Origin of the sequence: Mycobacterium sp. AMU20-3851 (assembly GCF_043974665.1) — a bacterium.
Lineage (GTDB): Bacteria > Actinomycetota > Actinomycetes > Mycobacteriales > Mycobacteriaceae > Mycobacterium.
The window spans coordinates 1,827,282-1,838,597 of sequence record NZ_CP146371.1; the positions used below are offsets into that span (position 1 = coordinate 1,827,282).

Below are 11,316 nucleotides of genomic sequence, written 5' to 3' on the forward strand. Positions count from 1 at the left end.
CACGTCTCTGAACAGGGAGTTTTTCTCGGCGAAACCCGCGTGTCCCCGCGTCGCCTGGCCATGGTCACCCTAAGAGAAGTGCCATACTGGTTACCGGCAGTGACACCAAAAGTTTCGGACGTAAACCCCCTCGCGATTGACGCACTACTCGCGCGGGTGTGAAAGGCAGGAAGTCGTGGGTCAGAACGACAACGCGGGGGCTCCGCGGCAGAAGCTGGAAAAGGTGGTCATCCGCTTCGCAGGCGACTCCGGCGACGGCATGCAGCTCACCGGCGACCGATTCACGTCCGAGGCCGCGCTGTTCGGCAACGACCTTGCGACACAGCCGAATTACCCCGCCGAGATCCGCGCACCACAGGGCACCCTGCCCGGTGTGTCGTCCTTCCAGATCCAGATCGCGGACTACGACATCCTCACCGCCGGCGACCGTCCCGACGTCCTCGTCGCGATGAACCCGGCCGCGCTGAAGGCCAACGTCGGTGACCTCCCGCGTGGCGGCCTGATCATCGCCAACTCCGACGAGTTCACCAAGCGCAACCTGGCCAAGGTCGGTTACGACGCCAACCCGCTGGAGAACGACGAGCTGTCCGACTACGTCGTGCAGTCGGTCGCGATGACCACCTTGACGCTGGGGGCCGTCGAAGCCATCGGCGCCACCAAGAAGGACGGTCAGCGCGCCAAGAACATGTTCGCGCTCGGTCTGTTGTCGTGGATGTATGGCCGCGAACTCGAGGCGAGTGAGGCCTTCATCCGGGAGAAGTTCGCCCGCAAGCCCGAGATCGCCGAGGCCAACGTGCTCGCCCTGAAGGCGGGCTGGAACTACGGCGAGACCACCGAGGCCTTCGCCACCACCTACGAGGTGGCCCCGGCCAAGCTCAAGTCCGGCGAGTACCGCCAGATCTCCGGTAACACCGCCCTGGCCTACGGCGTCGTGGCGGCCGGACAGCTCTCCGGGATCCAGGTGGTGCTGGGCACCTATCCGATCACCCCGGCCAGCGACATCCTGCACGAGCTGTCCAAGTACAAGCACTTCAATGTCATGACCTTCCAGGCCGAGGACGAGATCGCCGGCATCGGCGCCGCCATCGGGGCCTCCTACGGCGGCGCGCTCGGCGTCACCAGCACCTCGGGTCCCGGCGTCTCGCTGAAGTCCGAGGCGATCGGCCTCGCGGTGATGACCGAACTCCCGCTGTTGGTCATCGATGTGCAGCGCGGCGGTCCGTCGACCGGTCTGCCCACCAAGACCGAGCAGGCCGACCTGCTGCAGGCGCTCTACGGCCGCAACGGCGAGTCGCCGGTCGCGGTGCTGGCGCCGTGCTCGCCCTCGGACTGCTTCGACATCGCCGTGGAGGCCGTGCGGATCGCGATCGGCTACCACACCCCGGTGATCATCCTGTCCGACGGCGCGATCGCCAACGGTTCGGAGCCGTGGCGCATCCCGGACATCAGCACCTACCCGGCCATCGAGCACACCTTCGCCAAGTCCGGCGAACCGTTCGAGCCCTACGCCCGTGACCCGGAGACCCTGGCCCGCCAATTCGCCATCCCGGGCACCCCGGGCCTGGAGCACCGCATCGGCGGTCTGGAGGCGGCCAACGGCTCGGGCAACATCTCCTACGAGCCCAAGAACCACGATCTGATGGTGCGGCTGCGTCAGCTCAAGGTCGACGGCATCACGGTGCCCGACCTGGAGGTCGACGACCCGACCGGCGACGCCGAACTGCTCATGCTGGGCTGGGGCAGCTCCTACGGTCCCATCGGCGAGGCCTGCCGGCGCGCCCGGCGTAACGGCATCAAGGTCGCGCACGCACAGCTGCGTCACCTGAACCCGTTCCCGGCCAACCTCGAGGAGGTACTGCGCAAGTACCCCAAGGTCGTCGTGCCGGAGATGAACCTCGGCCAGCTCGCCCTGCTGCTGCGCGGCAAGTACCTGGTCGACGTGCAGTCGGTCACCAAGGTCGAGGGCATGGCGTTCCTGGCCGACGAGGTCGAGGGCATCATCGACGCGGCGCTCGACGGAACGTTGCGCGAGAAGGAAACAGACAAGGCGAAGTTTGCACGGCTGGCCGCCGCCACCGTGGAATCTGTGGGAGCGAACGCATGACCGACCTCATCGGCTCTGACCTGGGCCTGACCGAAACCCTGAGCAAGACTGCGCTGGTGCCGACCACCGACCAGCCGCAGAAGGGCAAGGACTTCACCAGCGACCAGGAGGTGCGTTGGTGCCCGGGCTGCGGTGACTACGTCATCCTCAACACGATCCGCAACTTCCTGCCCGAACTCGGCCTGCGTCGCGAGAACATCGCGTTCGTCAGCGGGATCGGATGCTCCAGCCGGTTCCCGTACTACCTGGAGACCTACGGTTTCCACTCGATCCACGGCCGCGCGCCGACCATCGCCACCGGTCTGGCATTGGCCCGCGAGGATCTTTCGGTGTGGGTCGTCACCGGCGACGGCGATTCACTGTCGATCGGCGGCAACCACCTGATCCATGCGCTGCGCCGCAACATCAACATCACCATCCTGTTGTTCAACAACCGGATCTACGGCCTGACCAAGGGGCAGTACTCGCCGACGTCCGAGGTCGGCAAGGTCACCAAGTCGACCCCGATGGGCTCGCTGGACTATCCGTTCAACCCGGTGTCGCTGGCGTTGGGCGCCGAGGCCACCTTCGTCGGCCGCGCGCTGGACTCCGACCGCAAGGGCCTGACCGAGGTGCTGCGCGGCGCCGCACAACACCGCGGTGCCGCCCTGGTCGAGATCATGCAGGACTGCCCGATCTTCAACGACGGCTCCTTCGACGCGCTGCGTAAGGAAGGTGCCGAGGACCGGCTGATCAACATCACCCACGGGGAGCCGATCACGTTCGGCGCCGACGGTGAGTACGCCGTGGTCAAGTCCGGGTTCGGTCTGGAGATCGCCAAGACCGCGGACGTGCCGGCCGACCAGATCGTGGTGCACGACGCCACCATCGACGACCCGGCGTACGCGTTCGCGTTGTCGCGGCTGAGCGAGCAGAACCTCGATCACATGGTGATGGGCATCTTCCGTCAGGTGAACAAGCCGACCTACGACGACGCCGCACGCCACCAGATCGCCGCGGCCCGCGAGGCCAAGGCGCACGACACGGCCGCGCTGCAATCGCTGCTTCGCGGCAAGGACACCTGGTCGGTCGACTAACGTCGCGGGGGTGACCGCCCCCTCGACGCTCGCCGCAGTCATCCTGGCCGGCGGTGCGTCGCGCCGGATGGGACGCGACAAGGCCTCCCTCGTGGTCGACGGTCGGACGCTGGTCGAGCGGACCGTGACGACCGTGGCCGCCCGCTGTGCACCGGTCTTTGTCGTCGCGGCTCCCGGGCAGGCGCTGCCGCATGTATCCGCGGAGATCCTGCGCGACGAGATCCGGGGCGTCGGCCCACTACTGGCGACGGCGCGCGGTCTGCGGGCGGCCGCGGCGGCGGGCGCGGACCGCGCCTTCGTCTGCGCGGTGGACATGCCGTGCCTCACCGCCGACCTCATCGATGACCTGCTGGGTCCGACCCTGGGACTGACCGCCGAGGTGGTGTTGCCCTGGGACGGGCGCGATCACTATCTGGCCGGTATCTACCGGACCTCGCTCGCCGGCCGCGCGGATGCGCTGGTCGCGGCGGGGGAGCGCAGCATGCGGGCCCTGGTTCAGGCCTGCGATACCCAACGCATCGTGCTGCCCGAGCGGCGGGAGCTGGCCAACGTCAACAGCCCGGCCGATCTGCGCTGAAGCGGCCGGGCGGCCGGCCACCCGGTCAGCAAATAACGAATTATGTCGCCAAAATGCCTGAATTTATCTGACCAAGCGTTTATCGCCGATTATATCGGTTGTATAACATGCGCAGAATTTGTTTATTCCGAGCATAAATGCCAGGCGGCGGGCCTGAGTGGGACCGGCGCATCGGTGAAAACCGTTCGGGCGTAGTGGATCTCGCGGGTGCGCGGATGCCGGACTTTGGATCGAATTATGTTGCCGCCGTGCCGAACAGGTCTACGGGCCCGGCAGAATCCGGGCACAGGCGAGCGGTCCGGTGGGTAGGACCCGGCGGCGGTGGTGGGTCCGGGTGATCGGGGTCACCCCGGGGAGTGTGGACACGCATCCAGGCGAAAAATAGGATACGAAATCAACTGTGAGACAATGCTATTCGGTACATCTCCGGAATGGGGTCCCCGAGTGTCCTTGGCTGTGACCCGTGTTGGGCATTCATCAATATTCTTGCTTGATGCTGTTGTGTAGCAACGCATTCGATGAAAATCCAGGGCTGCCCTGGATCCGGTGACCGTCAGCGAACACATTCCGGTGCCTGAGCCGGGGAACCGTGTTTGACGGCCGGGCGGCGGGGGGCATTCCTGGCGCAACGGTCGTGGAAACACGCTCGGCAAGTGGTGCAGCTCACAAAATGATCGTGATCTGCCTCACCAATTCGGTCTCGACCTGGAATTCAGGGTTCACCGGGGATGTCCGCGCTGACCTGCACGGTTCATTGATGAGCCGGTCGTGATCATCCCGTGATCTGTCCGCGACACGTTCTTCATTGAGATGACTTCGTTCCGAGGATTTTGTACGTTGCTTGCAACTCCGAAATGGAGCAAACAATTTCACATTCAACATCGCGTGTAAGTGGGCCTGCGGCGGACCGATGAGTCTGCTGGGCATCCGGGTGTGAGCACCCGGCGAGACACCATTCCTCGTCTCCCACTGTCGTGCCCGACCGAGACGGCACGACCCAAATCTCCCGCCTGACGGATCAGGTCTTCGCGTCCGCGTTTACGCGGACGTTCGTTGGTGCGCGCTCGATGAGAGGATCGATTTTGAAGAACATCCGCAAAACGTTCGGTATGGCAGCTATCGCCGGGGCGATGGCAGTGACTCCGATGGCAGTCGCTTTCGGGTCGGCCGCTACCGCGCATGCGGACAGCGTGAACTGGGATGCCGTTGCGGCGTGCGAGTCGGGCGGCAACTGGGCGATCAACACCGGTAACGGCTACTACGGTGGCCTGCAGTTCTCCATGGGCACGTGGCACTCCAACGGTGGTTCGGGTTCGCCGCACGCGGCCAGCCGGGAAGAGCAGATCCGCGTTGCGGAGAACGTTCTGCGCAGCCAGGGCATCGGCGCCTGGCCGACCTGTGGCGGGCGTGGCTAGTTTCCGCGATATCAAACGTTTCGCAATGGCGCCGGGCTTTACGCCCGGCGCCATTGTTTTCTCATAAACCCCGCTAACAGCACCAGCCACATAAGAAACTAATAAAACTCCAGCCTCCCCCGTAACGGGTGATCTCCGTCACCCGACACACCGGATAACCGCGTCGCAAGAACGCCTTCGCCTCGCGGCCCTCGTGTCACCGGTCGGGGAAGGACCGCACAATGACGAAGTACAGCGCGAAGAATCTGCTGACGAAGAGCCTCTGGGTCGCCGCCGCCACCGGCGCGCTCTCGGTCGCCCCGATGGCCATGTCGGCCACCGCGGCCGCCGACAGTGTCAACTGGGACGCCATCGCCCAGTGCGAGTCGGGTGGCAACTGGGGCATCAACACCGGCAACGGCCACTACGGCGGGTTGCAGTTCAAGCAGGCCACCTGGACCGCCCACGGCGGCGTCGGCTCGCCGGCCCGGGCCTCGCGCGCGGAGCAGATCCGCGTCGCCGAGAACGTGCTGCGCACCCAGGGCCTGGGCGCGTGGCCCAAGTGCGGCCCGCGCGGCGCGTCACCGGCGGTCTTCAGCACCCCCGGTGTGCCGACCGCTCCGGCCCCCGCCGCGGTCGGGTGCCAGGCCATCCGCGGCGGCGCGGTGCTCGGGGTGTTCGACTTCCGCAAGATGTGCCAGGCCGTGCAGACCGCGGTCACGGCGTTCCAGCCGCGCTGACCATCACGACCTCGGCAACACGAACGCCGAGCGGCCGGCCACCGACGCCAGGTGCCGGGCCAGCACGGTCTCCGGAACCAGCGCGGACGCCCTGCTCGCCGCGGCGCTGAGTACGGCCGGACGCAGGTTGACGATCCGGCCGATGGTCCGGGACTCGGCAACCAGGCCGCGCACCCGCCGTTGCCGGAACTTCTCGAACCGGGCGAACGCGGCGGACAGATCCGGCTCACACGCCGTCAGCGCGGCCAGGATCGCCGCGTCCTCCACGCCCTGGCATCCACCCTGACCCAGATGCGGCCGCATCGGGTGCGCCGCGTCCCCGACGAGCACCGCACGGTCGCGCGCCCAACAATCGGCCGGCGCCCGGTCGTAGAGATCGTTGCGCAGCACCGCCGCCGGGTCGGTGGCCGCCAGCAGCTCGGGGATCGGTTCCGGCCACGCACCGAAAATGGCGCTCAGGTGAGCGTGTTCACCGTTGCGCGCGGTGCGCCCCTGCGGTGCCCGCTGGGTGGCGAACCAGTAGGTGTGATCCCGACCCATCGGCACGTGTCCGACCTCCATGCCCGGTCCCAGGGTCTCCCCGGCCAGATCGGGATCCATTGCGTACGAGGCGATACCGCGCCACGCCGGGTAGCCGACGTACCGGCGGGGGAGATCCCCGTTCAGGTGGCGCGCGAGCATCGAATCCACACCGTCGGCGCCCACCACGGCGTCGACCTCGGCGACGGCGCCGTCCGAGAAGGTGATTCGGGCGCCCGTCCGCGAGACGTCGAACGCGGTGGCGGTGCGGCCATGGGTCACGGTGCCCGGTGGTAGCGCGCCGGCCAGGATCTCGGTGAGTCGCGCGCGATGGATGACGACAAGCGGTTCGCCCAGTGCGCGCACGATCCGGTCGGTGTCCGGGCGGCGTAGCCAACGCCCATCGCGCCAGCGCACGGCGCCCGCGCTGACCCGTCCGCCGGCCCCTCGGACCTGATCCCCGAGGCCCATGGTGTCGAGGGCGGCCAGCGCGTTGGGCCAGATGCTGATCCCGGCGCCCACATCGTCGGCGGTCGGGCGTTGCTCGACGACGGACACGTCATACCCGGCGCGGCACAGTGCCACCGCGGTGGCCAGACCGGCGATACCGGCGCCGACCACCATGATGCGTTCGGTCATGACGCCGACGCTAGCTGGCCAGGTGTCAACCAGACGAGACAGTCAGGTCACATCACCGAAACGCACCCTTGGTTTCCTGAAGAGGAACCTAGTCAACTCTCGGTGTCCAGGGAAAGGGCTCATGCGACCTGACCTCGAATTGACCAGCGTGCCCGGCTGGTCCCTGACCCCCGTCACACCGAATGCCGACCTGTCGGGGCGGTGGTGGACCGTCATGGCGTTCGGATCCCGCGGCACCGACATCGCGATGCGTTGGCTTGCCCAGATCGACCAGGCGGGAGGTGAATCCGCCGTGCGGCTGCACCGGTTTGCCGACGGTGAACCGGCGGAGCGGGCGGCCGCGGTGTTGCGGGCCGATGTGGATTCGGCCCGCGTCGGCTGGCGGTTGATGATGGCCGGACCCGCCGACGCGTGCCTGGCACTGCGTGGAACGGCGGTGGCGCTGGGGGTCGCCGACGACGAGATGACGGTGGCCTCCACGGCGGTGAACTCACGCGCGGTGCACTGCGTGCACTGCGGCGCCGTCACCAGGGCCCGGGTGAACCTGGAAGAAACACTGCAATGCCGGTCATGTGGCCGGAAACTTCTTGTCCACTACCATGTCTCGCGTCGCGCGGGCACCCACCTCGGGTACATGGTCGATGCGGAGCGGCCGGCGTGAACACCCTCAAGCTGGCCGTCGTCGCCATCGACGACACGGTCGACGGCATCCGTACCCTCACCCTGCGCGACCCGGACGGCGCGCCGCTGCCGTCGTTCACCCCGGGCAGTCACATCGTGTTGGAGTGCGCCGGGCGGGTCAACGCCTACTCCCTGACCGGCGAGGGGACCGCGCCCGAGACCTACGTCATCTCGGTGCTGCGTCGGGACCCGACCGAAGGGGGGACGGGCGGATCCCGATTATTCCACGACGAACTCGCGCTCGGCGACACCGTGGCCGCCACCCCGCCGCGCAGCGCGTTCGCGCCGGTGCTGCGGGCCCGACGCCATCTGTTGGTCGCCGCCGGAATCGGCATCACACCGATGGTATCGCACCTGCGCGGCGCCCGCCGGTGGGGACGGGACGCCCGGCTGATCTACGTGCACCGGGCCGGCCGCGGCGCCTACGTCGACACGGTGTCCCAGCTGGGCGAACATATCTCGATCCACACCGACCGCGCCGCATTCACCGCGAACCTGATTGCGGCGCTGGGCGATCAACCCTTCGGAACGCACCTCTATGTCTGCGGGCCGGCCGCGTTCATCGACGATGTGACGAGCACGGCGAGCAGACTGGGCTGGCCCCCGAGCCGGATCCATTTCGAACACTTCGGCGCCGATGCGCTAGACCCGGGCGAACCGTTCCCCGCCCGGATCGCCTCCACCGGTGAGACGTTCATGGTCGACGCCGGCGTGTCACTGCTGGAGGCGTTGGAACGCCGCGGGGTGCAGGTGCCGAACCTGTGCCGCCGCGGAGTGTGTGGTGAGTGTCGGGTGCCGGTTTCGGCCGGCGCGATCACCCATCGCGACCTGTATCTGAGTGACGCCGAGAAACAGGCCGGCGAGGTACTGATGGCCTGTGTGTCCCGCGGCGGTCCCGAAACCCTGGAGGTAGCACTGTGATCAGTACCCCCGACCTGATCCGCACCTTTCCCTTCCCGTTTGTCGCCGACATCTACCGGTACAGCACCAATGTCGAACCCGCCGGCTCCGCGGTGCAGACCCCGGTGGGGCGGTGGGGCGATCGGATCGTCGACGTCGACAGTGAGTACGAACACGAACTGGCCCAGCGGGCGGCCATTCTCACCGCCGATCCCACCCGTAGCGCGGTGCTGCCACACATGCGTCCGGCGTGCTGGGACACCCTGCTGACATTGATGCGTGAACTTGCCGCCGGTTACCCGGACAGCATGTCGCTGCGTCGGGAGGGTGACGGCTGGCGTTGGCGCAATGACAGATTGGGGATCGATCAGGTCTTTGTGGTCGGCGACGAGTCCACGCTGCCGGCCGAGCCACTGGCCTACATCGCCGGCCAGGTGCAGGAGGACATCGTGCTGCTCGACCAGCGCGAAGGTGATCTCTTCGGCGATGCCGGAGTGGTGACCTTCGCCGCCGACTGGTCGTTCGGCTTCGATGTCGGGATGACCTTCCTGGAGATCCACGGCCCGGTGCCGCGGCTCCGGGAGACCGGGGTCATCACCCGCGCCAGGGAATTTCTGATGCGACTGCAACCCGGTGAAACCTACCGGCGCACCAACTGGACGCTGACCATCGGCCGGCGCCTCGACGTCTCCACCGAGCTGTACCACGAGTGGGGGCCAGATCGAACGGCCATCCACCAGGTCTCGGACGAGGAGTTCGGGCGCGCGGTGCACCTTCGCGTCGAGGTACAACACCTGATCCGGCTGCCCGAGTCCGGCTCGATCTGTTTCCTCATCCGCAGCTATCTGCTGCCGCTGGCCGATATCGCCGCCGTCGACGCCTGGCGTGCGCGGACCGCCGCGGTGCTGGCCGGGCTGCCCGAGGACATCGCCGACTACAAGGGCATCATCGGCTACCGCGACCGTGCGGTGCAGTGGCTGCAGGCTGCCGGCTGACCCTCGGCGGGTTGTGGATGACACGGAAATCGCCCGAACCCTGCTGGATTCGGGCGATTTCGGTGTTCTGCGGTCAGTAGGCCGTCGGCTCTCCTTCGGCCGCCGGGCCGGGCTCCACCGGCTTGTGTTCGATGATCGACTTGTAGGCGCTGTTCTCGTGCTGGATCATCTTGACGAAGAAGCCGATGAACAGGGCGACGGCGAGCAGGAACACGATCCACACACCGACGGAGTAGCCGCCGAAGGTGAAGACCACACCGGCATCCTCATAGCTGTCGATAGGACTGAACATCTACTTCGCCTCCTCGACGACGAGTACCTTGCCGTTGGTCGTTGCCATCACCGTGATCGGTTGGCCCTCCGGGTACGGGGTGGCAGGCACCTCGCTCAGGTCGAGGCCCTGAAGCTCCACGGCTTCCGGAATCCGCAACAGCCCGACCTTCTTGAGCCCCAAGGACAGCAGATAGGTGGGGATGAAGCCCAGCGCGGCGAACACCACGATGCCCGTCACCTGGCCCCACAGCGAGATCGAAGGATTGCCACCGGTATTGGGGTAGCCGGCCAGGAAGATGCCCACCATCAACACCGAGTACAGCCCGATGCCGCCGTGCACGGCCACCGCGCCCACCACGTCATCGATCTTGAAGCGCTCCAGTAGCTTTCCGATGTAGGGGATGAGCGCACCGGCGCCGAGAGCGATGATGAACCCGAGCGCCGGGTGATAGAGGTCCATGCCCGATGCCACCCCGATGATGCCGGCCAGTCCGCCGGAGATGGTCCAGAACGGTTCACCACGCGAGGTCATGTAGGCGCCGATGATGCCACCGGCCAGGCCCATCAGGGTGTTGAACGCGAACGCCGACAGGGTGGTCGGGCTGGCATAGATGGTCGAAAAGCCGTTGGCGCCGTAGATGACACAGCCCATCAAGAAGCCGAAGAAGCCGGTGAAGATCAGCATCAGGCCCAGCATGGTCAGCGGCAGGTTGTGCGGGCGGATGGTGACCGCCGTGCCGTCCGGGAGGAACCGTCCGATCCGCGGTCCCAGGTTGATCAGGATGCCGAGCGCCCCGAAACCGGCGATCATGTGCACGCACCCGGCCGCGCCGACGTCGTGGAAGCCGAGCTTGACCAGCATCCACCCGGCACCGTGCCAGCCCCAGGCCGCACCGATGATCCAGGTCACCGAGCCGACGAAGACCGTCAACACCAGGAATCCGCTGGTCCGGATCCGTTCCAGCACAGCGCCGGACATGATCGAGCCGGTGGTGGCGGCGAACAACGCGAACGCACCCCAGAAGATGCCGCTGGCGGGGTCCGAGACGTTCGGACCCATGTTGTCGCCCCACGGCAGCGCAGCCTTGGCCGCATCGGTCATTTCGATGAACCCGCTCGGCATCGCGTTGTAGAGGAACCAGCCCACGAAGAAGAACGACGCGATGATCGTCGCCAGCGCGAGCAGATTCTTCATCGCGGTCGCCAGCACGTTCTTGGACCGGGAGGCGCCGATCTCGTAGGCCAGGAAGCCCGCGTGGATCAGCATCATCAACGCAATGGACATCCAGTAGAAGAACTCGTTGTTCACTGCGGTCATGGACGCAATGGCGTCCTCGACTTCAGGGGTCAAGGGAAACCTCCGCCGCTCTGTTCGGGGGATGGGGTGGAAAAGCCCTGCGTTTAACCGCAGTGGCCTT

Annotated in this window: 9 protein-coding genes and 2 pseudogenes; 8 read left to right on the forward strand and 3 right to left on the reverse strand. The window is 66.7% G+C overall.

Annotation, left to right across the window (positions count from 1 at the left end; genetic code table 11):
- The first annotated feature begins 175 nt into the window (after window positions 1-175).
- The 5 genes and pseudogenes from V4U86_RS08875 to V4U86_RS08895 form a co-directional block, all read left to right on the forward strand.
- Window positions 176-2,104, forward strand: a complete 1,929-nt coding sequence (locus V4U86_RS08875; protein ID WP_395310885.1) for a 2-oxoacid:acceptor oxidoreductase subunit alpha — start codon at window positions 176-178, stop codon at window positions 2,102-2,104.
- Window positions 2,101-3,180, forward strand: coding sequence for a 2-oxoacid:ferredoxin oxidoreductase subunit beta (locus V4U86_RS08880; RefSeq protein WP_395310886.1), 1,080 nt, complete (start codon window positions 2,101-2,103; stop codon window positions 3,178-3,180). Before V4U86_RS08875 ends, V4U86_RS08880 begins: the two co-directional genes overlap by 4 nt.
- 10 nt (window positions 3,181-3,190) lie before the next feature.
- Entirely contained in the window at window positions 3,191-3,757 is a 567-nt protein-coding gene (gene mobA / locus V4U86_RS08885) for a molybdenum cofactor guanylyltransferase (RefSeq protein WP_395310887.1), read from the forward strand.
- A gap of 1,181 nt (window positions 3,758-4,938) precedes the next feature.
- Window positions 4,939-5,172 (forward strand): annotated as a pseudogene (locus V4U86_RS08890) (transglycosylase family protein); the annotation flags it as partial.
- A gap of 326 nt (window positions 5,173-5,498) precedes the next feature.
- Window positions 5,499-5,729, forward strand: a pseudogene (locus tag V4U86_RS08895) (transglycosylase family protein); the annotation flags it as partial.
- A gap of 165 nt (window positions 5,730-5,894) precedes the next feature.
- Here V4U86_RS08895 and V4U86_RS08900 read toward each other — a convergent pair.
- Complete coding sequence (locus V4U86_RS08900; protein ID WP_395310888.1) at window positions 5,895-7,049, reverse strand: FAD-dependent monooxygenase; 1,155 nt, start codon at window positions 7,047-7,049, stop codon at window positions 5,895-5,897.
- Window positions 7,050-7,170: 121 nt separating this feature from the next.
- Here V4U86_RS08900 and V4U86_RS08905 point away from each other — a divergent pair, with 121 nt between their 5' ends.
- Genes V4U86_RS08905 through V4U86_RS08915 form a run of 3 tightly spaced genes read left to right on the forward strand, consistent with a single transcriptional unit; the run spans window position 7,171 to window position 9,625 of the window.
- Window positions 7,171-7,710, forward strand: a complete 540-nt coding sequence (locus V4U86_RS08905; protein WP_395310889.1) for a dimethylamine monooxygenase subunit DmmA family protein — start codon at window positions 7,171-7,173, stop codon at window positions 7,708-7,710.
- Window positions 7,707-8,651, forward strand: coding sequence for a PDR/VanB family oxidoreductase (locus V4U86_RS08910; RefSeq protein WP_395310890.1), 945 nt, complete (start codon window positions 7,707-7,709; stop codon window positions 8,649-8,651). The genes V4U86_RS08905 and V4U86_RS08910 overlap by 4 nt, the downstream gene beginning before the upstream one ends.
- Entirely contained in the window at window positions 8,648-9,625 is a 978-nt protein-coding gene (locus V4U86_RS08915) for a heme-dependent oxidative N-demethylase family protein (RefSeq protein ID WP_395310891.1), read from the forward strand. The genes V4U86_RS08910 and V4U86_RS08915 overlap by 4 nt, the downstream gene beginning before the upstream one ends.
- A gap of 73 nt (window positions 9,626-9,698) precedes the next feature.
- Here V4U86_RS08915 and V4U86_RS08920 read toward each other — a convergent pair whose 3' ends face one another.
- Both V4U86_RS08920 and V4U86_RS08925 read right to left on the reverse strand, forming a co-directional pair.
- Window positions 9,699-9,917 carry a hypothetical protein gene (locus V4U86_RS08920; RefSeq protein ID WP_395310892.1) on the reverse strand — a complete coding sequence of 73 codons (219 nt, stop codon included), beginning with the start codon at window positions 9,915-9,917 and terminating at the stop codon, window positions 9,699-9,701.
- Window positions 9,918-11,249 (reverse strand): ammonium transporter, encoded by a 1,332-nt coding sequence (locus V4U86_RS08925; protein ID WP_395310893.1) that lies wholly within the window; start codon window positions 11,247-11,249, stop codon window positions 9,918-9,920.
- Window positions 11,250-11,316: the final 67 nt, after the last annotated feature.